The 22,359-nt window shown below is 60.4% G+C and carries 19 protein-coding genes and 4 pseudogenes; 13 read left to right on the forward strand and 10 right to left on the reverse strand.

What is annotated here, in order from left to right:
- The first annotated feature begins 69 nt into the window (after window positions 1-69).
- From B4968_RS16125 to modC, 5 genes are all read left to right on the forward strand, one after another.
- Window positions 70-1,011, forward strand: a complete 942-nt coding sequence (locus tag B4968_RS16125) for a CheB methylesterase domain-containing protein (protein ID WP_083100521.1) — start codon at window positions 70-72, stop codon at window positions 1,009-1,011.
- 23 nt (window positions 1,012-1,034) lie between these two features.
- Window positions 1,035-1,598, forward strand: coding sequence for a chemotaxis protein CheD (locus B4968_RS16130; RefSeq protein ID WP_083100474.1), 564 nt, complete (start codon window positions 1,035-1,037; stop codon window positions 1,596-1,598).
- A gap of 200 nt (window positions 1,599-1,798) precedes the next feature.
- Entirely contained in the window at window positions 1,799-2,590 is a 792-nt protein-coding gene (gene modA, locus B4968_RS16135; RefSeq protein WP_083100475.1) for a molybdate ABC transporter substrate-binding protein, read from the forward strand.
- Between the two features lie 6 nt (window positions 2,591-2,596).
- Window positions 2,597-3,289, forward strand: coding sequence for a molybdate ABC transporter permease subunit (gene modB / locus B4968_RS16140; RefSeq protein WP_083100476.1), 693 nt, complete (start codon window positions 2,597-2,599; stop codon window positions 3,287-3,289).
- Window positions 3,289-4,392 (forward strand): molybdenum ABC transporter ATP-binding protein, encoded by a 1,104-nt coding sequence (modC, locus tag B4968_RS16145; RefSeq protein ID WP_083100522.1) that lies wholly within the window; start codon window positions 3,289-3,291, stop codon window positions 4,390-4,392. Before modB ends, modC begins: the two co-directional genes overlap by 1 nt.
- Before the next feature lie 76 nt (window positions 4,393-4,468).
- On the opposite strand, the pseudogene B4968_RS16150 reads toward modC, so the two are convergent.
- The 6 genes and pseudogenes from B4968_RS16150 to B4968_RS16175 all read right to left on the reverse strand — a co-directional run bounded on the left by B4968_RS16150 (window position 4,469) and on the right by B4968_RS16175 (window position 10,425).
- A pseudogene (locus B4968_RS16150) lies at window positions 4,469-5,502 on the reverse strand (ABC transporter substrate-binding protein).
- Window positions 5,503-5,511: 9 nt separating this feature from the next.
- Window positions 5,512-6,606: pseudogene (locus tag B4968_RS16155) on the reverse strand (LysM peptidoglycan-binding domain-containing protein).
- A gap of 159 nt (window positions 6,607-6,765) precedes the next feature.
- Entirely contained in the window at window positions 6,766-7,338 is a 573-nt protein-coding gene (locus B4968_RS16160) for a hypothetical protein (protein WP_083100477.1), read from the reverse strand.
- Window positions 7,339-7,371: 33 nt separating this feature from the next.
- Window positions 7,372-8,466, reverse strand: a complete 1,095-nt coding sequence (locus B4968_RS16165; RefSeq protein WP_083100478.1) for a DegT/DnrJ/EryC1/StrS family aminotransferase — start codon at window positions 8,464-8,466, stop codon at window positions 7,372-7,374.
- Window positions 8,463-8,873 (reverse strand): sugar 3,4-ketoisomerase, encoded by a 411-nt coding sequence (locus tag B4968_RS16170; protein ID WP_083100479.1) that lies wholly within the window; start codon window positions 8,871-8,873, stop codon window positions 8,463-8,465. The genes B4968_RS16165 and B4968_RS16170 overlap by 4 nt, the downstream gene beginning before the upstream one ends.
- Window positions 8,874-9,057: 184 nt before the next feature.
- The gene (locus B4968_RS16175; protein WP_083100523.1) at window positions 9,058-10,425 is read right to left on the reverse strand and encodes a formimidoylglutamate deiminase; all 1,368 of its coding nucleotides are present in this window, start codon (window positions 10,423-10,425) and stop codon (window positions 9,058-9,060) included.
- Window positions 10,426-10,506: 81 nt separating this feature from the next.
- Here B4968_RS16175 and hutI point away from each other — a divergent pair.
- From hutI to hutU, 4 genes and pseudogenes are all read left to right on the forward strand, one after another.
- Window positions 10,507-11,719: pseudogene (gene hutI, locus B4968_RS16180) on the forward strand (imidazolonepropionase).
- Window positions 11,716-13,253 (forward strand): annotated as a pseudogene (gene hutH / locus B4968_RS16185) (histidine ammonia-lyase). Before hutI ends, hutH begins: the two co-directional pseudogenes overlap by 4 nt.
- Window positions 13,250-14,053 (forward strand): N-formylglutamate deformylase, encoded by an 804-nt coding sequence (hutG, locus tag B4968_RS16190; RefSeq protein WP_083100480.1) that lies wholly within the window; start codon window positions 13,250-13,252, stop codon window positions 14,051-14,053. Before hutH ends, hutG begins: the two are co-directional and overlap by 4 nt.
- The gene (gene hutU, locus B4968_RS16195; protein WP_083100481.1) at window positions 14,050-15,723 is read left to right on the forward strand and encodes a urocanate hydratase; all 1,674 of its coding nucleotides are present in this window, start codon (window positions 14,050-14,052) and stop codon (window positions 15,721-15,723) included. The genes hutG and hutU overlap by 4 nt, the downstream gene beginning before the upstream one ends.
- A gap of 96 nt (window positions 15,724-15,819) precedes the next feature.
- On the opposite strand, the gene hutC is transcribed toward hutU, so the two are convergent.
- Entirely contained in the window at window positions 15,820-16,509 is a 690-nt protein-coding gene (gene hutC / locus B4968_RS16200; RefSeq protein WP_083100482.1) for a histidine utilization transcriptional repressor HutC, read from the reverse strand.
- Between the two features lie 175 nt (window positions 16,510-16,684).
- Between hutC and B4968_RS24665 the strand changes: the two genes are divergently transcribed.
- Entirely contained in the window at window positions 16,685-17,212 is a 528-nt protein-coding gene (locus B4968_RS24665; protein WP_241525796.1) for a hypothetical protein, read from the forward strand.
- Between the two features lies 1 nt (window position 17,213).
- Window positions 17,214-19,010, forward strand: a complete 1,797-nt coding sequence (locus B4968_RS16205) for a hybrid sensor histidine kinase/response regulator (RefSeq protein WP_241525797.1) — start codon at window positions 17,214-17,216, stop codon at window positions 19,008-19,010.
- A 3-nt stretch (window positions 19,011-19,013) separates the two neighbouring features.
- Here the strand turns inward: B4968_RS16205 and B4968_RS25835 are convergent, their stop codons facing one another.
- Genes B4968_RS25835 through B4968_RS16215 form a run of 3 tightly spaced genes read right to left on the reverse strand, consistent with a single transcriptional unit; the run spans window position 19,014 to window position 21,050 of the window.
- Window positions 19,014-19,187, reverse strand: coding sequence for an ATP-binding protein (locus B4968_RS25835; RefSeq protein ID WP_338153295.1), 174 nt, complete (start codon window positions 19,185-19,187; stop codon window positions 19,014-19,016).
- A complete protein-coding gene (locus tag B4968_RS16210) occupies window positions 19,127-20,389 on the reverse strand; it encodes a sensor histidine kinase (RefSeq protein ID WP_338153292.1) in 1,263 nt (420 codons plus the stop codon). Before B4968_RS16210 ends, B4968_RS25835 begins: the two co-directional genes overlap by 61 nt.
- The gene (locus tag B4968_RS16215; RefSeq protein WP_083100483.1) at window positions 20,379-21,050 is read right to left on the reverse strand and encodes a winged helix-turn-helix domain-containing protein; all 672 of its coding nucleotides are present in this window, start codon (window positions 21,048-21,050) and stop codon (window positions 20,379-20,381) included. Before B4968_RS16215 ends, B4968_RS16210 begins: the two co-directional genes overlap by 11 nt.
- 151 nt (window positions 21,051-21,201) lie before the next feature.
- On the opposite strand from B4968_RS16215, the gene B4968_RS25840 reads away from it, so the two are divergent.
- Both B4968_RS25840 and B4968_RS25845 read left to right on the forward strand, forming a co-directional pair.
- Window positions 21,202-21,909 carry a trypsin-like peptidase domain-containing protein gene (locus B4968_RS25840; RefSeq protein ID WP_338153293.1) on the forward strand — a complete coding sequence of 236 codons (708 nt, stop codon included), beginning with the start codon at window positions 21,202-21,204 and terminating at the stop codon, window positions 21,907-21,909.
- Window positions 21,896-22,345 carry a S1C family serine protease gene (locus B4968_RS25845; RefSeq protein ID WP_338153294.1) on the forward strand — a complete coding sequence of 150 codons (450 nt, stop codon included), beginning with the start codon at window positions 21,896-21,898 and terminating at the stop codon, window positions 22,343-22,345. The genes B4968_RS25840 and B4968_RS25845 overlap by 14 nt, the downstream gene beginning before the upstream one ends.
- The last annotated feature ends 14 nt before the right edge of the window (window positions 22,346-22,359 follow it).

A 22,359-nucleotide genomic window follows, 5' to 3' on the forward strand; every position in this document is an offset into this window, starting at 1 on the left:
CATTTGCGTCCTAAGAATTTATTGATCATAACCACCGACCGGGCCTTTGCCCGGTCAATCCAAAGTCATATGGAGGCAAGCTACCCGGGCATGAAGGTGCTTTTGGCCAACAACCTCATGATGGCCTATAATCAGGCAGAGGCCGCAGAACCGACCTTTGCCTTTGTCGAAGATGGTTTCACAAAGCTGCCGGAATTCGAGATGATGCTGGCCCTGTTTTCGGCGCTGGATACCCGATGGGTGGCCGTTATGGACAGTGCGGGGGCTACGCCTGCGCGCCAGTCTTCGCCGCTGCTGAACGTCGGGGCGGGCATTTTTGAGCTGACAAAAGCGGACAGTCCCCGGCAGTACTCCCAGTATTTTGACATGATGGTCAAAGCACCGAGGCGAGATCAGGCTGGGGCTCTTGGCAAAGGGGCGGGCAGCGCGCGGGCAAGTACCAGCTTTAAGAAAATCATCCTGATTGGATCGTCCACTGGTGGGGTCGAGGCCCTGCGCAGTGTTCTGGTGGGCTTTCCGGCGCAATGCCCGCCAACCTTGATTGTTCAGCATACCGGCAAGAATTTTGGCCAGGGCTTGGTCTCGCTTCTGGACCGGGTGTGTGCTGCAAAAGTTGTGCAGGCAGAGGACAATATGAATTTGGAAGTGGGGCATGTATATGTCGCTGCGGGCCAGCGTCGCCATATGGGTATGACACAGCGAAAACCAATGAAAACGCGCCTGAAGGAAGGTCCTCCTATTTCCGGTCACATGCCGTCTGTTGACGCATTATTTACCTCTGCTGTGCCATACGGAAAGGACGTCGTCGCTGCGATTTTGACGGGCATGGGCCAGGACGGCGCCCAGGGGCTTTTGGAATTGCGCAATGCCGGGGCAACGACCTTCGCTCAGGATGAAAAATCCTCAGTTGTGTATGGGATGCCGCGTGTCGCCTGGGAAAATGGCGGCGCTCAAAAACAAGTTTCTCTTGCCCGTATGGCAGGGGCCCTTCTGCAGGCTGCTAAGGCCTGAATTTAGTTGATAAGGAGTTTACTGTGACAACAGTTTTTGCAAATACTACCTCGGTCACGGTATTGCAGGGAGAATACCGGGTCTCGACCGACCCAAAAGTGGTGTTTTCTACGGTTCTGGGCTCCTGTATCTCGGCGTGTATTTACGATGCTGAAAATGGTGTGGGTGGAATGAATCATTTCCTGCTGGCCAATGCCAACGGCAATGATGTGAGCGCACGCTATGGCATTCATGCTATGGAGCTGTTGATCAACGGCATTATGAAAAAAGGCGCGCAGCGCAACAACCTGAAGGCAAAAGTCTTTGGTGGCGCAAAAATGTCGGTCAATCTGTCAGACATTGGGGCGTCAAACTCTCACTTTGTGCAGCACTTTCTCAAGGATGAAGGCATTCCGGTGATTTCGTCGAGCGTCGGTGGTAATTCTGCCCGTCGCGTCCGTTTTCACGCGGTTTCCGGCAGCGCCCAGCAGACCAGGGTCGAAAATGACCGGCGTTTGGGCGAACAGGAATTGGCAAGGGCGCGTCCTGCAGCCGCGCCAGCACCGGCACCAGCTCCATCCGATCCCGGTGGACTGACCCTGTTCTAGAGTTCCCACCCTACAGTGACATCAAACTGCTCGCTCCAGGAACGCTTGGGGTGAGCTTTTGTATTTGAAAGCGGGGTGTTTGTGATAGATCTCGGCCGGGTAGTGCCTTGCCGGGGCGCAAAATTGACTTGCCCAGCGGGGATCTCAGAGCTACCTCAAAAGGGTGGCATGGATATCAGGCTCCGGGAGGTTTCACAGGTATGTCCCGCATCGGTCGTTTTTTCGCTGGGGTTCTGGTGACCGCAGCGCTTGGTCTGACGTTTGGTCTGGCTGGGGGATCGGCCGCTTTGGCGGCTGATGTCACTGTGTTTGCGGCTGCCAGCCTAAAGAATGCGCTGGAAGATATCCGCAAAGAATTTGAGGCCGAGACAGACTATACAGTGGCCCTTTCGCTGGCCGGCTCGTCTTTGCTGGCGCGCCAGATCGCGCTTGGCGCCCCGGCTGACATCTATCTGCCCGCCAGCGCTGATTGGATGGACTATCTTGAGGCCGCAGGTCGTCTGGTGCCCGGCAGCCGTAAAGATCTTCTTGGCAACAGGCTGGTCCTTATCGCACCGCAATCTGTGGCCCAGTCTATTTCCGGCTTTGACGACCCCCGTCTGTTTGAACAGCTGGGTGAGGGAAAGTTGGCCATGGGTCTGTTGGACGCGGTGCCCGCCGGGATCTATGGGCAGGAGGCGCTGCAGTCTCTGGGGCTTTGGTCGCGGCTGGCACCGCAGGTTGCCCAGACCGACAATGTGCGCGCAGCCCTTGCCCTGATAGCGGCAGCAGAGGCGCCCCTTGGCATTGTCTATGCCAGCGATGCCAGGGCGGATCCGCGGGTGGTGGTGCTGGCCGAATTCCCCGAAGGCTCCCATGATCCAATCCGCTACCCCCTGGCGCAGATCCTGCCAGCTGACGGCCCGGCGGTTGCGGCGTTTCATACCTATCTGCAGGGCCGGGTGGCGCGCGAGATCTTCTTGTCTGCCGGCTTTGATGTGATTGCGGAGTAGCGGCGCATGAACTGGCTGGGCCCCGAAGAATGGCAGGCGGTTGCGCTGTCTCTCAAGGTTTCGATCTGGGCAAGTTTGCTGAGCCTGCCTTTTGGGATATTTGTCGCCTATGCTCTGGCGCGCTGGGAGTTTGCGGGCAAGCAACTGCTGAATGGGCTGGTGCATCTGCCCCTGATCCTGCCCCCGGTGGTAACCGGTTATCTGCTGCTTTTGGCCTTTGGCACCCAGGGCGCTTTGGGAGGGTTTTTGCAGCAATTTGGCATCATACTGGCCTTTCGCTGGACGGGGGCGGCGCTGGCGGCGGCAATTATGGGGTTTCCCCTGATGGTGCGCGCCATCCGGCTGTCGATCGAGGCGGTGGACCCCAAACTGGAACAGGCAGCAGCTACCCTGGGGGCCAATCGCTTCTGGGCCTTTGCCACGGTGACCCTGCCTTTGATCCTGCCGGGGGTCATTGCCGGAACCATTCTGGCCTTTGCCAAGGCAATGGGCGAGTTCGGCGCCACCATCACCTTTGTCTCCAACATCCCCGGCCAGACACAAACCCTGCCCTCGGCGATTTACGCATTTTTGCAGGTGCCGGGCGGTGAGAGCGCGGCACTGCGTCTGGTGCTGATCTCGGTGGGGATCGCCATGAGCGCGCTGATCCTGTCGGAACTGCTGGCGCGCCGTGCCAGCAAACGTCTTGGAGGCACATGATGCTTTCGGTTGAGCTGCGTCAGCAACGTGCAGGATTTGCGCTGGATATCTCCTTTGAGGCACCGGCAGGGGTGACCGTGCTGTTTGGCGGCTCAGGCGCGGGTAAAACCACGGTGGTAAACGCCGTGGCCGGCCTCGAGCGTCCCGAAACAGGCCGTGTGGCCCTGAATGGGCGGGTGTTGTTTGACCTCGAACGTGGTATTTGGCTTGCGCCGCACCGGCGTCGCATTGGTTATATCTTTCAGGAGGGGCGGCTGTTTCCGCATCTGACGGTGCGCCAAAACCTGCTGTTTGGGCGCTGGTTCGCCCCAAAAGGGGCCGCCCGCGAGGATCTGGAGCGGATCGTTGCGATGCTTGGGATCGGTCCTTTGATGGCGCGGCATCCGGGCAGCCTGTCGGGCGGGGAAAAACAACGGGTCGCCATTGGCCGCGCCCTGTTGTCCAGCCCGGATCTGATCCTGGCGGATGAACCTCTGGCGGCGCTGGATGACCCGCGCAAGGAAGAAATCCTGCCCTATTTTGAGCGGCTGCGGGATGAGGTGAAGATCCCCATGCTCTATGTGAGCCACGCCGCCACCGAGGTGGCGCGGCTGGCCACAACCGTTGTGGTGCTAAAGGACGGCAAGGTGCAGCGTCAGGGTAGCGCCGCCGAGGTTCTTGGCGATGCCAGCGTGATGCCAACCGGGGTGCGCGCCGCCGGAGCACTGCTGCAGGCGCGGCTTTTACGGCATCATACAGACGGGTTGAGCGAGCTGGAGGCAGGCGGTATTTCCCTGTTTTTGCCGCAGGTTATGCAGCAAGTGGGCAGCCAGTTGCGGGTGCGTATTCTGGCGCAGGACGTGATTCTTTCGCGACAAAAACCCGAAGGCCTGTCGGCGCTGAATATTCTGCCCGGCGAGATTGAACAGATCCGGGGTGGGACCGGTCCGGGGGCAATGGTGACGCTCAAAACTGATGCGGGGCGTGTTCTGGCCCGGATCACCCGGCGTTCGGCGCAGGCGCTTGAGTTGGCGCCCGGCGTCAGCTGCTATGCCGTTGTGAAATCTGTCGCGATTGCCCGCAGCGATGTCAGCGGAGAGGCCCGCAGCGACACTCCAGGCTGACGCCTATCCAAAAATGTGCCGCCGCCCAAAAGGCCGCAGCTTGATTTGGTTCTTGGGCCGCCCTGCTAGAGCGCGATTACTGCAACTGGCCCCAGAACTGCTCAAGATGGCGCGCCACGATTTCTTCAAAACGCCCTTCTTTCTTGAGCGCCTTGAGACCGGCATTGACCCGGTACAAATGCGAAGTGCCGCGCCAGTGCCGTTTTGAGATCACCACATGCAGAGCCTCTTCTGACAGGGGCCGCTCGACGGGCAGGATGCTGTCGCGCAGCCCTTCCGCAATCAGCGTGTTGGCGCCCAGGAACAGATTGACCGTGGCCGCATCAACCCGGCCTTGCTGCACCAGATGGAAACAGGCGGCGGGACTGTCGGCCTGCACCAGCGTGATCTTGTCCTCGCTGAGCCAGCGACGGCCGGGACGATCCAGATCATGGGTGAAATAGCCCTTGGGGCGACACAGGGTCATTCCCTCGATGTCGCTGTCCGCATCAAAGCTAAAGCTGTCAGCGGCGCGGGTGAACAACATGATTGGAATGGTGATCAGCGGCTCGGAAAAGTGGAAATTCACGCAGCGTTCATCCCGATGCGTGCTGGCGCAGTCGGGTTTGAACCAGGGAAATCCCATGTCGAACTCTTTGTCGTTAAGCTTGGGAAACAGGTGCTTGGAGCAGTCATTCTCCCAGGTGATGGAGTAGGACACCGGCGCAGGCGTCAGCTCCAGTGCAGCATTGACCAGCTCGGTAATCAGGCCCTGACCCGGCAAGGCAGGATCGGTAAAGGGGGCAAAGCCGCCGCCGGTCAGCAGTTTCATTTCCGCATCATCCTGGCGCAGGGGCGTGGCCTCGGGTGTCGATACGCCCTTAGCACAGGGAATATGCAGGAGCTTGCCTGCTTCGGCCACGGGGCCGGTCAGGCGGCTATAATTGCCATAATAGATCAGCGTCCAGCGTCCAGCGTCCAGCGGCCCCGGTCGCCGTAGTGGTGTTCCGCGATAGAGAACAGGGTATCGCCGGGCTGCACCCGGTAATCCACGTCGCAAATGGCCCAGGCGGCAGCCGGGCTGAGCATTCCCAAAACCACGGCGATAGAGATCGAGAGCGTCTTCAGCATTGTCGCCTCCTAGTAGTCAGCCCAGATGCGGGAGAGGTGGTCTTCGATGATGCGCTGGTAGGTGCATCGTCGCGAATATCCTGCAGCCCCTTGCTGACCAGACCCATCATCTCATTGGCGCGGGGGTGGGTTTTATGCACCACGGCGTGAATGCCAAGCACCGAAAGCGGCTGTGGCAGCACGTTGAACTGATCGCCCAACCCGTGCTCTTTCATCACACTGCGGCCGGTGAATTCGTTGATCGCCACCGCATCGGCTTCGCCCTTGGCAACCATGCCAAAACAGTCTTTGACCGTATGGGGTGATTTCAGAGTGATCTTGTTCTCGGCTAGCCAGTTGCGGCCAGAACCTTCAAGATCAAAGGTCAGATAGCCATTGGGCCGACATAGGGTTTCGCCAACAATGTCGGCATCGTCCTCAAAGCTGAAGGGACGGCTTTTGTCGACAAACAGCAACATCAGGGTTTCGAACATTGACTCTGAGAACAAGAAATTCACACAGCGATAGCTGTCCGGCATGCTGTCGCAATCAGGCCGAGACAGGGAAAGCCCACATCCAGCAGGGCATTGGACAAAAGCGGGTCAAAATGCGAGCCCCAATCGTTGACCCAGTGGATGGCAAAGCCTCTTGCGGCGCCGCCTGGGTCCTGACCGCAGTCATCACATCGGTGATCAGCCCGCCATTGTGGGCGCTTTTTGAGGTTAAGGGCGCATAGTCGTCGCCGGTCAGAAGATTGATTTTCTGGCGCACCGAAGCATTGCCGGGGGTGACCCGCACCGGCGCAGTTGTGGCAGCAGCGGCGGCTGTGATCTCTGTGCCACCCGGCAGGCCTGTTGGCAGCCCGTTGAGGCAGGGGATCCTCAGCCTCATGCCAACGCGTATGGCATTGGGTTTTGGCCCGATGGTGTCGATGTTTTGCGTGTGGATGGTGCTCCAGGTTCCGGCATCTTTGTAGAGGCGGTCCGCAATTACGGAGAGGCTGTCGCCGGACTTTACGCTGTAGGTGCCCCCACAGGTCTCGGCGGCGCGCGTTTGCGCCCCGAACAGGCCTGCAAGCGACAGGCCTGCAAGCGACAGTGCTGCGGCCAGCAATTTGGTCTTCATCGAATGTCCCCCTGGGATTTGAGTGATCCTCTCGGCACGGTTTGGCCGTGCTCAGTTTTGGACCCTGTCGTGTCTTGAGAATAGGGTTTTGCGGCACCCAGCTGGCAGCCGTTTGGCTGACTGAGGCCGCAGGTCAAATGGTGGAAACTATGATTTGCGCTACTGTTTGCCAAAAAGCGTGAGCAAAGCCAGGGTGTTGACCTCGCCCGGGGTCGTGAGCAACACACTCGGGACAGCCACTTTGTCCGAGCGGTGGGCCTCATTGACCAGCTGATCAATATACCGGTGCGATTGGCCTTGCTGCAAGGCGGACAAAACCAACGCATAGAGGCCATTGGTGTCAGCCGTCCCGGTTGCCGCCCCGGTCGTCGTCCCGGTCACCTGTGAGGTTTCCTGTGCGAGCGGTTGGGGGGAGGTTTCCGTGGACTTGTCTGGGTTTTTTGCGGTGCCATTGCGCAGCGCAGCCAGGGTGCCCGCAGTGATATGAGAAACCAGATCTGCAGTGTCCTGGCCTGTCGCTCCTGATGTTCCTGCAGTGGCCGTTGCGGCCAGGGTGCCGGCGCCTGCTGCCGCCATGACTGGGTTAGCGCTCAACAATGCAGCGCTACGCGGGCCAGAGAGCTCTTTTTCAGGACCTGAAAACTGCAGAACGGTCAGGGTGATGGCTACTATGCCCGAAACAGCGGCCGCCGCGATGAGTTTGATCAGTTTCAGCGGGGGCAGCGGGTCCAAAGCAGAAGGCCGTGCAAAAGCCAAGGTCGCAGATCACGCCAGCGCCAGGACTTTCTCGATCACATAGGCGGTTTGCTCGAGAGTCTGCGCCGGGCACATGGGCAGGCTGAGAACTTCATCTGCCAGGCGTTCGCTCAGGGGAAAGCTGCCTGACTGATAGCCTGCATCCGCATAGGCAGGCTGCAGATGTGGTGGAATAGGGTAGTGGATAACCGTGCCGATTCCCGCCTCAGCCAGACGTTTTTGCAGCCCGGAGCGGTCAGTGTGACGCAGCACATAGAGATGCCAGACCGGGTCCGCCCATTCTGGGACCATCGGGGCGGCAAGGCCAGCGGCCTCAAAGGCGGCGCTGTAGCTGCGGGCAATCTTCTGGCGGCGCAGGGTGGCGGCGTCCAGCTGTTCCAGCTTCACGCTCAACACAGCGGCCTGAATCGGATCCAGACGGCTGTTCAGGCCTTTGACCTCGTTCTCATATTTAACGCGAGAGCCGTAGTTGCGCAGCAAATCAACCTGTGCGGCGATCTCGGCGTTATCGGTCGTCAGGGCGCCACCGTCGCCCAGGGCGCCGAGATTTTTTGAGGGGTAATAGCTCCAGGTGGCGGTGCCGGTGCTGCCGATCCGGCGCGATTTATAGCGGGCACCGTGCGCTTGGGCTGCGTCCTCGAGAACAAAAAGATCGTGCTTTCTGGCAATTGCGTTCAAGGCATCCATATCGGCGGGCTGACCATAGAGGTGGACAGGTAAAATGGCGCGGGTGCGCCCGTTCACGGCGGCTTCGACCGCAGTCGGGTCGATATTATAGGTCGTCTCCAGCGGCTCTACCGGGACAGGGGTGGCGCCACATTGGCTGACTGCAAGCCAGGTTGCGATATAGGTATTGGCTGGCACGATGACCTCATCGCCGGGACCGATGCCCGCAGCCGCAAGCCCCAATCGCAATGCATCCAGACCATTTGCCACCCCCACACAATGGGGGCTGCCAACAAAGGCGGCAAAATTAGCTTCAAAGGCTTCCAGCTCTTCTCCCAGCACAAAGGAGCCCGAGCGGGCAACCCGCAAAAGGGCGGCCTCAATCTGCTCCTGTTGCCCGGCATGGGCGGCTTGCAAATTCAGAAATGGAACTTTCATGCCGCACCAACCGCTTTGAGGAACTCACCCCGGTCCCGGATGTAGTCGTCCTCATCATAGGGGGCAGAGGCCAGCACCATGCAGACCGACCCGGAGGAGAAATTATCAAGATACCGCCACATCATCGGGCAGACATAGACGCCATAATAGGACCGGTTGAGGTGAAACCGCTTTTTCTCAAAGCCATCATCCAGCACCATGTCAAAGCTTCCGGACATGCAGATAACCAGCTGATGCAGGTTCTTATGGGCGTGCTCGCCGCGATCAGAGCCACCCGGCACGTCATACAGATAGTAGACCCGCTTGATATCAAAGGGGATGTGATTGCCCCCCTCAACAAAGGTCAGATTGCCACGCACATCGGTGATTTTTGGCAGATCGACAATCGAGCAGTCTTTCAAAGGCACTGGACACTATCCTGCATGTTTTCTCCCGCCGCAGTATAAAGGGATTTATGGGAATGACAAACGGCTTCATCTGGAGAGGCACCGCAGCGCTGCACGAGGCAAGCTTCTGTTTATTATTTCATTTTTGGGCCTTGCCGGTGCCCTTTGCCGCATTATGCAGCGTCATTTCTTTCGGGGTTGGCAGCTACTTCAGGGCAGTCAGCAGGCTGGCAATAGCCTTGCGGTAGCGCCTCACGATTGCGTCGCGACCGATGTGACGGCCGTGCTGCACGCAGTGGCGCCCGGCGGACCAAAGATCTGTCACCACCTGGTCTTTGGACGCAAACACCAACCCATCCAAAAGCTGGTCGCAGCCCAGCCCACATAGCGACGGGTGGCTGCTGTCAATGGCCACGAGATCAGCCAGAGCACCCTCAGTGATTTCACCTGCTGTGCGCCCCAGCGCCTGCGCGCCGCCTCTGGCTGCTGCGGTGTAAATCGCATGCCCGACCGAGCCTTCACCCTGCACCAGAACATTGCGGGACAGGTCCCGCAGGCGCTGGGAATACTCCAGCGTGCGCAGCTCTTCCGTGAGCGAAATCAGCACGTTGGAATCTGAACCCACGCCAAAGGCACCGCCTGCCTCAAGGTAGCGCGCGCCGTTGAAGGCCCCATCACCCAGGTTGGCTTCGGTGATGGGGCAAAGCCCAGCCACGGCCCCAGACCTGGCCATATCGCGGGTTTCACTTTCGGTCATATGGGTGGCATGGATCAGGCACCAGTTCTGAGCGACGGGCGCATTGGCCAGCAGCCACTCAACAGGTCGCGCACCAAGGCCTGCCTGCACCTCGCGCACCTCTTTGGGCTGCTCGGCAATGTGGATATGCACCGGGCCGGTCCCATATGCCTGCAGCACCTGATGCAGATCGGAGGGCGAGGTCGCACGCAGGGAATGTGGCGCGATGCCAACCCGACAGTCGGCGGGCAGGGCGGCTATAGTGCTCTTGGTCTGCTCCACCAGCTTGCAGAACTGATCTACGGTATTGCCAAAACGCTGCTGGCCAGCCTCAAGAGGCTTTTCGCCAACCCCGGCATAGCTATAAAGCACCGGCAAATGGGTGAGGCCAATGCCCGTCTCGCCAGCCGCGGCCATGATCCGGTCGGAATGCTCGCTGAGAGTGTCATAGGGTGTGCCGTTCTTTTGGTGGTGCAGATAGTGGAATTCTCCAACGGCTGCATAGCCACTTTCCTGCATTTCCAAAAACACCAGCGCTGCAATGGCCTCGATCTGCTCCGGGGTCAGATGCGCGGTAAAGCGATACATCAGATCACGCCAGGTCCAGAAGCTGTCGCGCCCCGCCAGACGATATTCCGTCATCCCGGCCATGGCGCGCTGAAAGCTGTGGCTGTGAAGGTTGGCCACTGTCGGCAGCAGCGTGTCGACCTGAAGATCTGTCGGCTCACAGGCCCTGTTGGGCAAAATGGCGGTAATTTTGCCATCCGCAAGCATCAGCCGGGTATCATAGGCCCAACCCGTCGCCAGCAGTGCCTGTTTCGCAAAGATCGCTGTCATCACATCCCCCATTTTATGTCTAGACATATGACATATTGATTTGTACCAGAAAAGAGGAAATAGAGAATGGCAGGGGGCAGCATGCAGGCAGAGAGTCACGTTTTGGTTGAGCTTCGCGCCGCAACGCTGGCGCAAGGGGTCTCACCCTATGGCCTGATTGAACAGGCGGCGATCGCTGTGACGGATGGCCAGATTGTCTGGATTGGCCTTGAGGCGGACCTGCCCACCCGTTTTGCCACATGGCCGCGCACCCCTTTGGGCAACCGGCTGGTGACGCCCGCCCTGATTGACTGCCACACCCATGTGGTGCATGGCGGCAATCGCGCGACAGAGTTCGAGCTGCGCCTCAAAGGTGCTACCTATGAAGAGGTGGCGCGGGCCGGCGGTGGCATCATTTCGACGGTCACTGCCACCCGCTCGGCCAGCGTTGACGACCTCATTGCCCAGGCCTTGCCCCGCATTGACGCCATGCTGGCCGAGGGTGTCAGCACTCTTGAGATAAAATCCGGTTATGGTCTCGACCGCGAGACAGAGCTCAACATGCGGCGCGCAGCCCGTGCGCTGCCGCAGCACCGGCCTGTGCGGGTTGTGACCAGTTTCCTTGGGGCGCATGCGGTGCCTGCCACCTATACGACCCGCCCCGAGGCCTATATCCACGAGGTCTGCATTCCCACCCTGCGCGCCGCGCATGCAGAGGGGCGGGTGGATGCGGTGGACGGCTTTTGCGAAACCATAGCCTTTTTGCCCGACCAAATCCGCCCGCTTTTTGACGTGGCGCGTGACCTGGGCCTGCCGGTGAAACTGCATGCCGAACAGCTCTCGAACCTAGGCGGCGCGCAGCTGGCTGCCAGCTATGGGGCGCTCTCTGCAGATCATATCGAGTATCTTGACGCTGCGGGTGTTGACGCGATGGCGGCAGCTGGCACGGTGGCTGTGATCCTGCCCGGTGCCTTTTATACCCTGCGCGAGACCCAGGCGCCGCCGATTGAGGCGTTGCGCGCGGCGGGCGTTGCCATGGCACTGGCGACAGATTGCAATCCGGGCTCCGCCCCGATGACCTCGCTGCTGCTGGCCATGAACATGGGCTGCACCCTGTTTCGCATGACCCCGGAAGAAGCGCTGCGGGGCGTCACAGCCCATGCGGCACAGGCACGGGGGCCTCACGGATTGCGGCAGGGTGAGCCCCGGAACGCGCGCGGATCTGGCCGTTTGGGACGTCGCGCATCCGGCTGAGCTGGCCTATCGCATCGGCTTTAACCCGCTTTACGCCCGTATTATTGGAGGCACATTGTGACCACTCTGACCCTGACCCCCGGCACTGTCTCGCTGGCGGATTTAGAGCACGTCTTTCGCGCTGAATGCGCGATGCGGCTGGATGCTGCCTGTCGTCCGGCGATAGAGCTGGCGCAGGGGCGCATCGCGGCGGCAGCGGCAGGGGATGCGGCCGTTTACGGGGTCAACACCGGCTTTGGCAAACTGGCCAGCGTAAAGATCGCCTCTGGGGACACAGCCACCCTTCAGCGCAACCTCATTCTCAGCCATTGCTGCGGCGTTGGCCCGGCCATTGGGCGCGCCCATGCCCGGTTGATGATGGTGCTGAAACTGCTCAGCCTGGGGCGCGGAGCGTCTGGTGTGCGGCTTGAGATCATTGACCTGCTGGAGGCGATGCTTGAGAGGGGCGTGGCCCCGGTGATCCCGGCCCAGGGATCGGTTGGTGCCTCGGGGGATCTGGCGCCGCTGGCGCATATGGCCGCCGTTATGATGGGCGAGGCTGAGGCTGAGTACCAGGGTCGCGTGATGCCCGGCGCCGAGGCTTTGGCGGCTGCGGGTCTCAAATCTGTCATGCTGGGCCCAAAAGAGGGGCTGGCACTGATCAATGGCACCCAGTTTTCCACCGCCTTTGCCCTTGCGGGTCTGTTTGGCGCCTGGGCCGCGGCGCAAAGCGCCCTTGTTACATCGGCGCTGACCACAGATGCCATCATGGGGTCGACAGCGCCGCTGCAGCCGGAAATTCACACCCTGCGCGGCCATCGCGGCCAAATCGAAGCGGCTACAGCCCTGCGGGCCTTGCTGGCAGGGTCGGTCATTCGCGAAAGCCACCGCGACGGCGACAGCCGCGTGCAGGACCCCTATTGCATCCGCTGCCAGCCGCAGGTCGTGGGGCCGCGATGGATGTGCTGCGCCAGGCCGCCCGCACGCTTGAGATCGAGGCCAATGCTGCCACCGACAACCCCCTGGTTCTGGTTGGGGCTGACCTGATTGTTTCGGGCGGCAATTTTCATGCCGAACCGGTGGGCTTTGCCGCCGACATGATTGCACTGGCCATTGCCGAGATCGGCGCCATTGCGCAACGCCGCATTGCGCTGATCGTTGACCCCACTCTCAGCCATGATCTGCCGCCGTTTCTGACGCCAAACCCCGGCCTGAATTCGGGCTATATGATCGCCGAAGTCACCACCGCGGCCCTGATGAGCGAAAACAAACATCTGGCCAACCCCTGTGTCACCGACAGCACGCCCACCTCGGCCAATCAGGAGGACCATGTCTCTATGGCGGCCCACGGCGCACGGCGACTGGGGCAGATGCTGATGAATCTTGAGCGCATCCTCGGGGTTGAGCTGCTTTGTGCGACGCAAGGCGTCGAATTCCGCGCCCCCTTGACCACCAGCCCTGCTCTGCAGGCGGTCATGACCCGGCTGCGCGCCAAGGTTCCGCCGCTGGGCGATGATCGCTATACTGCCCCCGACATCGAGGCGGCCTCGGCGCTGATCAGCCGGGGCGAGATCGCGCGCCGCACTGATGTAGCGATGCCGGAGCTGTCCGCATGATCGCGCCGGTTGAGATCTTGCGCGGCAATAGCCCCGTGGTGCTGGGCCTGCCCCATACCGGCACCTATGTGCCGCCGCAGATAGAGGCAAAGCTGAATGCGCGGGGCCGGGCACTGGAAGACACCGACTGGCACATTCACAGGCTCTATGACGGGCTTTTGCCGGATGTGAGCAGCGTGCGCGCCACGTTTCACCGCTATGTGATTGATGCTAACCGGGACCCGTCCGGGGTCTCGCTGTATCCGGGGCAGAACACCACCGGGCTGGTGCCGCTAACCAATTTTGACGGGCTGGGCATCTGGGACCAGAACCCTGACGCCGCAGAGGTTGAGGCCCGCCGCGAGGCCTTTCATGCGCCCTATCACGCAGCCCTTGCGGCAGAACTCAAGCGGGTGAAAGCGCTGCACGGATTTGCCATTCTCTATGATTGCCACTCGATCCGGGGAGACATTCCGTTCCTGTTTGAGGGCCCCCTGCCGGATTTCAACATTGGCACCAATATGGGCACCACCTGCGATGCTGCTCTTGCGGACCTCGTGATCACGGCCTGCTCTGCCGCGCCGGGCTACAGCTCGGTTCTGAACGGGCGCTTCAAGGGGGGCTGGACCACGCGCCACTATGGCCGCCCCGACGCGGGGCTGCACGCCATTCAGATGGAGCTGGCCCAACGCAGCTACCTTGCCACTGAGGCGGCGCCCTGGACCTATGACGATGCCAAGGCCTCCCAGCTGCGCCGTCCTTTGCAACAGATTCTCACAGCCCTGGCTGACTGGGCTCCTCAGACCGGAGGTACCATATGACCGATCCCCGCAAGAACACCCGCGACATTTTCCCGCCAACCGGCCCCGAGATCACCGCCAAAAGCTGGCTGACCGAAGCGCCGCTGCGGATGCTGATGAACAACCTGCACCCGGATGTCGCCGAAAACCCGCATGAGCTGGTGGTCTACGGCGGCATCGGCCGCGCCGCGCGGACCTGGAAGGATTTTGACCTCATTTGCGACAGTCTCAGGGAGCTGGAAGAGGACGAGACCCTCATTGTGCAGTCCGGCAAGCCGGTGGCCATCGTTAAAACCCACAGCGACGCGCCGCGGGTGTTGATCGCCAACTCCAATCTGGTGCCCCATTGGGCCACCTGGGAGCATTTCAACGCGTTGGATAAAAAGGGCCTGATGATGTACGGTCAGATGACCGCCGGCAGCTGGATCTATATCGGCAGTCAGGGCATCGTGCAGGGCACCTATGAAACCTTTGCCGAGGCCGGGCGCCAGCACTATGGCGGTGACCTTAAAGGCAAATGGATCCTGACCGGGGGTCTGGGTGGCATGGGTGGTGCCCAGCCACTGGCAGCGGTGATGGCCGGGGCCTGTTGCCTCGCGGTAGAGTGCAATCCCGACAGCATCGATTTCCGCCTGCGCACCCGCTATGTGGACGAAAAAACCGACAGCGTCGACGAGGCACTGGCGCTGATCGCGCGCTGGACCGCTGCCGGTGAGGCAAAATCGGTGGCGCTGCTGGGCAATGCTGCAGATGTCTTCCCCGAGCTGCACCGGCGTGGCGTGCGTCCCGATATTGTCACCGACCAGACCTCGGCGCATGATCCGGTCAATGGCTACCTGCCGCAGGGTTGGAGCATGGCTGATTGGAAAGCCTGTCGCGAAACTGCGCCGCAAGAGGTGGAGGCCGCCGCGCGCGCCTCGATGAGGGTGCAGGTCGCAGCCATGGTCGCCTTTCACAACGACGGCGTGCCAACGGTGGATTACGGCAACAACATTCGCCAGATGGCGCTGGAAGAGGGGCTGGAGGATGCCTTTGCCTTTCCCGGTTTTGTGCCCGCCTATATCCGCCCCCTGTTTTGTCGCGGCATCGGCCCGTTCCGCTGGGTGGCCCTGTCTGGTGATCCCGAAGATATCCTGAAAACGGATGCCAAGATGAAAGAGCTGTTTCCCGAAAACAAGGCGCTGCACAACTGGCTTGATATGGCGCAGGAGCGGATTGCCTTTCAGGGCCTGCCGGCACGGATCTGCTGGCTAGGTCTGGGGGATCGCCACAAGGCGGGCCTTGCCTTTAACGAGATGGTCAGAACAGGCGAGCTGAAAGCACCGGTTGTGATTGGACGCGATCATCTGGACGCAGGCTCGGTGGCCTCGCCCAACCGCGAGACAGAGGCGATGAAGGACGGCTCTGACGCGGTGTCTGACTGGCCGCTGCTGAATGCGCTGATCAATACTGCCTCAGGCGCGACCTGGGTGTCGCTGCATCACGGCGGCGGCGTTGGCATGGGGTTTTCGCAACATGCGGGCGTGGTGATCTGCGCCGATGGCACCGAGGCCGCCGCTAAACGTCTGGAGCGGGTTTTGTGGAACGATCCCGCCTCGGGCGTCTGGCGCCATGCGGATGCGGGCTATGAGGACGCCAAGACCTGCGCCCGCGTAAACGGGTTGCGCTTGCCCGGTATTCTCGGGAATTGAGCAAAATAGACAGGCGTCAGGCCGGGAATCAGGCCAGGCACCATGCCGGGCGCCTGCTTTCTGGCGGCGGCCGCACCCTGTCCTTATTGTTCTGCCCTAATAGCGTGTGGTCATGCGGTGGCCGGGGCGAAAGGATTGGCGCACAAAGGTGATCGCTTCGCCCTCTTGCCAGGTGGAGCGCTCGACTGTGAACAGCGCGTCTCCCCGTTTGCAACTCAGATACTCTGCCAGGTTTTCATCAGCAACAGCTGCGGAAAAGCTGATTTCAGCGTCAGAGAACGGCACGGTGGAAACCAGCCATTCATTGGGGCCTATGTCCTGAAACGCGGCTGTTTCGGCCTGAGGCAAAACCGTGAGGTTGATCCAGCGATCCTCAAACTGATAGGGGGCGCCATCGCCGTAGTGCATGCAGATCAGGTGCAGAACCTGGCTGCTCTCAGGCAGGTTCAATCGCGCCCGCAGCCAGTTTGGCGCCGGGCAGATATTGCGACTGACCAGACCATAGCGATAGGTGAGATTTTGCGCCTCGATCTCGTCGCGCACAATGGGAATGGAAAACCGGGCCTGACGCAATGGGGCCATACGCACCCGTGTTCCCGCCTTGCGCCGCCTCTCGATCAACCCCTCATCTGCCAGCTCTCGCATGGCGCGGTTGACGGTGGCACGGGCACAGCCATAGGTCTCGGCCAGCTCCATTTCGTTCGGAACCAGGCCACCGGGTGCCCATTCACCAGAGGTGATCTTAGCCATGATATCGGCTTTGACGTCTCGAAATGTTGCCTTCATGCGTTCTGTTCACCCCTGCATTATGCCTAGTCATAAAGCGATCTTGTGTGACTGTATAGTCGCCGCCTGAGGGTGCGATGCACGAGTCTGTCTCAATTGTCGCGAAAAGTCTTGGGTTGTATAAGGCGCCCGGCTAACAATGTGAGGTATATGTTGTTTTCGTAAAGTAACCAGTATGGACCCCAGTCGCCCGCACAAGCATTTTGCCACCCACGAGAACCTGGACCATTTTAGCGAACTGGCCACGCCTATTTGGGTGTTTGATGTTGAGAGACATAAAATGTGGTGGGCCAACCCTGCTGGCGTGCAGTTTTGGGAAGCGCCTGATCTGAGCTCTCTTTTGCAACGGGATTTCTCAACAGACAGTGACATGGTGCGCAGCCGGTTGCGACAGATCGTGACCAATGCCTCCGGCTCCGAGCGCATTCAGGATACCTGGACGCTCTACCCAAATGATGCCCCCAAAAACGTCATCCTGTCCTTTTCGGCCATCACCATCGAGACCGCGCTCAATGCCGTTCTGGTTGAGGTCAAACAACTTGTCGAAAGCCAGACCGATGCGGAGTCCCTGCGGATTCTGGAGGCGGCCCGCGCATCGGCGCTGATTGTCAGCACCTTTTCCTCGGAGGGACGCCTGCTGGCGCAAAATCCGGCAGACCCTGAGCTGCTATGGGCCCCCCAGAGCCGGGGTGCGGGACAATGAAATGGCCTGCCGCTTCAGGGACCCTGAAATCGCGGGGAAGCTTTTGCAAATTGCCCAAAGCGGCAAGAGCCAGGATTCTGAACAGGTTGTCTGGACACAAAGTGGCGCCGGGGTGCACCGGATCCTGGCCCGCCGCGGCCGCGACCCCGTCACAGGGGCTTTTGTCACGGTTGTCAGCGAAGAGGATGTCACCGAGCAAAATGCCTTTCGCCAGCAGATGCAGGCACAGAACGCACAGCTTGAACGCGAGGTAAAGGAACGCACAAGACGGCTGCAGGCCAGTGAAGAGCGCTATTTGCTGGCGACGCAAAGTGCCGCCAGCTGGGATTTGGATCTGGAGCGGGATCAAATGTTTGTTTCGCCCAATTTTATCGAAGCGCTTGGCTATTCTGCGGACGACTACCAGGACGGGCTCCCTGCCAGCAGTATTGTTGATCTGATACATCCAGAGGATGTCGACTCCTACAGGGCCGCGATGGAGCGCCATCTGAAAGAGCCCGGCGTCCCCTTTTCCCATGAAACGCGATTCAGAACCGGATCCGGCAGCTATCGCTGGTTTCATGCCCAGGGGCGCTCCACAGTGGGCACCCATGGCAGAGCGAACCGGTCGATTGGTCTGTTGACCGATATCACCGAGAGAAAAAAACTGGAGGCCTCGCTTTTCTCGACCCAGAGGCTGGAAGCCATTGGCCAGCTGACCGGTGGGATTGCGCATGATTTCAACAACCTCCTGACGGTCATCCTGGGCAATGCAGAACTGCTCGACATGGCGGCTGAGGCCAATCACGAACTGGCCACGGCCATCAAGGGCGCCGTAGAAAAGGGCGCAGCACTGACCCGCCAACTGCTGGCCTATTCCTCTAAACAGACCCTGCGGCCCCAGGCGGTGGACCTGGAGCAGCTGGTCAACCGCATGAGCACAACCCTGTTGAGCAACCTGGGTGAAGGGATCACTCTGACCACCAGAATTGGCGGTGGATTGTGGTCCATTCATGCCGATGCGACCCAGGTTGAAAACGCCTTTGTGAATCTCGCCATCAATGCCCGTGATGCGATGCCCCAGGGCGGCCAGCTGGAGATCAGCTGTTCGAACCGCCACATCGCAGAGGCTATTGTTCTGCCAGGCGTAGAGACCAGTCTGCAACCCGGTGCATATGTTGAGATATTGATCCATGATACCGGCGAAGGCATGTCTGCTCAGACGCTGCAGCAAGCCTTTGAGCCCTTTTTCACCACAAAGAAAGCCGGGGAGGGCAGTGGCCTTGGTCTCTCGATGGTATTTGGTTTCGCGCGTCAATCCGGCGGTGGCACCGTTTTGAAAAGCAAGCCGGGCGAAGGCACCTCGGTGTCTGTTTTTCTGCCCCGCTCGGCCACTGATCCAAGGGTGCTGCCGGATCCGCGCCGCCTTGGGCCTGTTTTGGGCAATGGCGAAAACATCCACCTGCTTGAGGACGACAGCGCTGTGCAAAGCACTCTGTCTGGTATTCTTGAAGCGCTCAATTACCGGGTGACGCAGTCCAGTGACGCCGCCTCTGCGATGCGGCTGATGTCGCAGAATTCCCTACCTGATCTGATCCTTGCCGATGTTGTCTTGCCCGGTGGCGAAAGTGGTCTGGAATTTGTTGAGCGACTCTCGCCACTCTTTCCCGAAATCAAGACGGTCTTGATGTCCGGTTTCGTACCGGACCAGAAAACCCAGGAGACTCTTGATAAGCGGGATCTGATCCTGATGCAAAAGCCAATGGACAAGGCCTATCTGTCGCAGGTGCTCCATGCGGTGCTCCACGGTCAGAGCTAAGCGCTATTTGGCCAAACACGGCACATTTGAAAACAGCACACGCACCCGCAGGCCCGGCTTGGCGTTGCTCAATGAAATCTCTGCGCCATGCAGATCAGCAATGGCCTGCACCAGGCTCAACCCCAGACCGCTGCCCGGCGTGCTGCGGCTTTGCTCCAGGCGATAGAGGCGGCGCAGGACGTTCTTCTGCTCGGCCTAATAATGCCGGGACCATGGTCCTGCACTGTCAGCACAGGCTGGGGTCCAGCGCTCAGGATGAGGTTTATATCGGAGCCCTTTGGCGTGTGGCGCAGGGCGTTTTCCACCAGATTGGCCAGCAACTGCCCCAAGAGCGCCTTGTCCCCCGAAACCACAACAGCATCGTCTGGGCTCGTCAGGGTGAGCTGGCGTCCCTCTTCCTCGGCGCTTGGCTGATAGATTTCTACAAATGTCCGGGCCAGTGCGCCAAGATCCACAGGCTGAAACCGCGCCCGCGGCGAGCCGCCTTCCAGCTGCGCGATCTGCAACAGGGACTGAAAAGTCTCAACGATGCTGGCCGTCTCGTCCACGGCCTCTTTGGCGATACTGCGCGCCTGCGGGGGCAGGTCTTTGATTTGATGCAAATGTTCCAGTTGCACCGCGACCCGCTGAATGGGGCTTTTCAAATCATGGGCGATATCGGCCGAGACCTGTTTCAGGGCTGCCATAGACTGCTCTTGCGCCTGCGCCATGCGATTGACGCTGTCCCCGATGCGGCCCAGATCGTCGCGTGGCCCCGTTGGTTTTTGCACCCGGGCACTCAAATCTCCGGAGGTCAGCCGCGACAGCACCACATCCAGATCCGAGAGCGCCCGGGCTGATCGGCGCGCCAAAAGAACACCGCCACACAGGGCAATCGCAACCGTTGGCAGCAGGCTGAACAAGAAGACGCGCAGAAACGTGTCCCGCAACTCCTGCAGCGGTTTGGCGCTTTGCGCCAGGGTCAGGAGCCCGCCGTGGATTTGTTCGCTCAATAACATAAAGGGACCCTGCACGGGGATTGGATCTGCCCCCAGAACCACCAGCCGCAGCCCGGCGCTTTGCTGGGTGATCGAGGCATTGCCGGCCACCACCCGGCCACCGGGCCGCCGGTAGCTCAGCAGCCGGCGTTGCGGATCTGTCTCAGAGGTCTGGGCATTGACCAAAACTGCCAGCGCCGCCGCCGAGGGCGTAGCCCGAAACCCCACCATGTCCTGCACCAGAGTGTCCTCGATGGCGCGTTCCTGACTGTCGCGCGCGACATAATAGGTAATGCCAAGGCTAAGGGAGCTGGTCACCAGAAACAGCAGCGACAGCCAAAGCGCCTGCCGCACTGGGGAGGACCGCAACAGGTGCCACAGGGGAACAGTCTCAGCCGACAATGCGATACCCCGCACCGCGCACCGTCTCGATCAGCTCGCGCTCAAAGGGTTTGTCCACCTTTGCCCGCAGCCGCGAGATATGGGTTTCAACCACATTGGTTTGCGGATCAAACGTGATGTCCCAGACAGCCTCAAGCAGCATGGTACGGGTCTGCACCCGACCCTTGCGCCGCAACAGGTGTTCCAGCAGGGTGAATTCGCGCGGCAGCAGGTTGATTTCAACACCCGCCCGCGTGACCCGGTGATGCACCAGATCCATCTCCAGATCGCCGGCACGCAGTGTGGTCTCCTGTGTCTGATAGCCCGGACGCCGTGCCAGGGCCGCCACCCGGGCGGCCAATTCTCCAAAGGCAAAGGGTTTTACCAGATAATCATCGGCCCCCGCCTCAAGCCCTTCGATCCGGTCATCAACCCCGCTAAGGGCCGTGAGCATGATCGCAGGGGTTTTGTTGCCTGCGCCGCGCAGTGTCTTGATCACGGTCAACCCGTCCAGTCCCGGCAGCATCCGGTCCAGAACCAGAATATCATAGTCCGTTGTGGTGGCCTGCAGCAGTCCTTCGCGGCCATTGCCCACCAGATCAACCGTATAGCCTTCCTGACGCAGCCCGCTGGTAACACAGGGGCCGGTTGTCCTGTCATCTTCAATCACCAAGATTTTCACGCTTTTCCCCGTCGATCACCGCTCAGTGTTGCCTGCCAATATAGGGGTCTTGGCCCGCAAGCGCACATTACAGATTTGTATAAAGGGCGACAGCTCTCTGAGAGATCGCACCCCCATCTCCTGTTCATCAGACGATAGCAAGGAGAACCCCATGTCCACCCATCCAACGCCCAACCCTACGCGCCGTCCCTTTGCCCGGCTCCCCTTTGCACGGCTCCCATTGTCCTTTGGCGTCACAGCTCTGGCTCTCACCGCCCTCAGCCCATTGCCATCATTGGCGATGCCGGCTGGCGGTTATGCCGGTCTGGGTGAGACCGTCTCTCCGGCGGTGGTCTATATTGAGGTCACCGGCAAGGATCCCCAGATGGAGGGCAAACACCCCGCAGGCAATAATGACCTGCGTGAGGAGTTCAGGCGCCACTTTGGCGACCGGATGCCACAGCATGGCAAACCGCGCCAACACAAGGCCGCGGGCTCCGGGTTTGTGATCTCCCAAGACGGGCTGATCGTGACCAATAACCATGTGGTCGCCAATGCCAAACATGTCTCGGTGACGCTGGCAGACGGCAGCAAGCTTGACGCCAAGGTCCTGGGCGCAGACCCGCTCACGGATATTGCGCTGTTGCAGGTACAGAGCGATCAGCCCTTGCCGGTGGTTGAGTTCGGATCCTCCGCTGATCTGCGCGTCGGCGAAGAAGTCATTGCCATGGGCAGCCCCTTTGGGCTTTCCGGCACCGTCACCTCGGGGATTGTCTCGGCCACATCGCGCAATATCAACGCAGGCCCCTTTGATGATTTCATCCAGACGGATGCTGCCATCAACAAAGGGCAATTCCGGCGGCCCCTTGTTCAACGGTGAGGGCGATGTGGTCGGGGTCAACACCGCAATCTATTCCTCCGGGGGCGGCTCGGTCGGGATCGGCTTTGCCGTGCCTTCGGATCTGGTCCGCGACATCGTGGCCGACCTGCAGGACGACGGCGAGGTGGACCGGGGCTGGCTTGGGGTGCAGATCAAACCGCTGTCTGAGGATGCCGCCAATGTTCTGGGGCTTGAGGTCGGCCAGGGCGTGATGATAGAGAGCGTGGTGGCCGATAGCCCCGCTGCGGCAGCCGGGCTGAAAGCGGGCGATGTGGTGCTCTCGTTTGCCGGAGCTGAAGTTGACGAGCTGCGCGACCTCACCCGTGCTGTGGCGCTGAATGATCCAGAGGCGGCAACCAAGATCACGGTTCTGCGTCGCGGTCAGAGGCTAGAGATCGACGTGACCCTTGGCAATCGCGCCAAACAGGACGCCTGAAGCAACCTTCTGGG

It is taken from the genome of Pseudophaeobacter leonis, assembly GCF_002087335.1.
In the GTDB taxonomy this organism is placed as follows: Bacteria; Pseudomonadota; Alphaproteobacteria; order Rhodobacterales; family Rhodobacteraceae; genus Pseudophaeobacter; species Pseudophaeobacter leonis.

What these genes read in the sequence shown, in the direction of transcription:
- B4968_RS25840 (WP_338153293.1), top strand. Translation starts at nt 21,202, where the DNA reads ATGTCCACCCATCCAACGCCCAACCCTACGCGCCGTCCCTTTGCCCGG.
- modB (WP_083100476.1), top strand. Translation starts at nt 2,597, where the DNA reads ATGAACTGGCTGGGCCCCGAAGAATGGCAGGCGGTTGCGCTGTCTCTC.
- hutU (WP_083100481.1), top strand. Translation starts at nt 14,050, where the DNA reads ATGACCGATCCCCGCAAGAACACCCGCGACATTTTCCCGCCAACCGGC.
- B4968_RS16205 (WP_241525797.1), top strand. Translation starts at nt 17,214, where the DNA reads ATGGCCTGCCGCTTCAGGGACCCTGAAATCGCGGGGAAGCTTTTGCAA.
- modC (WP_083100522.1), top strand. Translation starts at nt 3,289, where the DNA reads ATGCTTTCGGTTGAGCTGCGTCAGCAACGTGCAGGATTTGCGCTGGAT.
- modA (WP_083100475.1), top strand. Translation starts at nt 1,799, where the DNA reads ATGTCCCGCATCGGTCGTTTTTTCGCTGGGGTTCTGGTGACCGCAGCG.
- B4968_RS16175 (WP_083100523.1), bottom strand. Translation starts at nt 10,425, where the DNA reads ATGACAGCGATCTTTGCGAAACAGGCACTGCTGGCGACGGGTTGGGCC.
- hutG (WP_083100480.1), top strand. Translation starts at nt 13,250, where the DNA reads ATGATCGCGCCGGTTGAGATCTTGCGCGGCAATAGCCCCGTGGTGCTG.
- B4968_RS16165 (WP_083100478.1), bottom strand. Translation starts at nt 8,466, where the DNA reads ATGAAAGTTCCATTTCTGAATTTGCAAGCCGCCCATGCCGGGCAACAG.
- B4968_RS16125 (WP_083100521.1), top strand. Translation starts at nt 70, where the DNA reads ATGGAGGCAAGCTACCCGGGCATGAAGGTGCTTTTGGCCAACAACCTC.
- B4968_RS24665 (WP_241525796.1), top strand. Translation starts at nt 16,685, where the DNA reads ATGGACCCCAGTCGCCCGCACAAGCATTTTGCCACCCACGAGAACCTG.
- hutC (WP_083100482.1), bottom strand. Translation starts at nt 16,509, where the DNA reads ATGAAGGCAACATTTCGAGACGTCAAAGCCGATATCATGGCTAAGATC.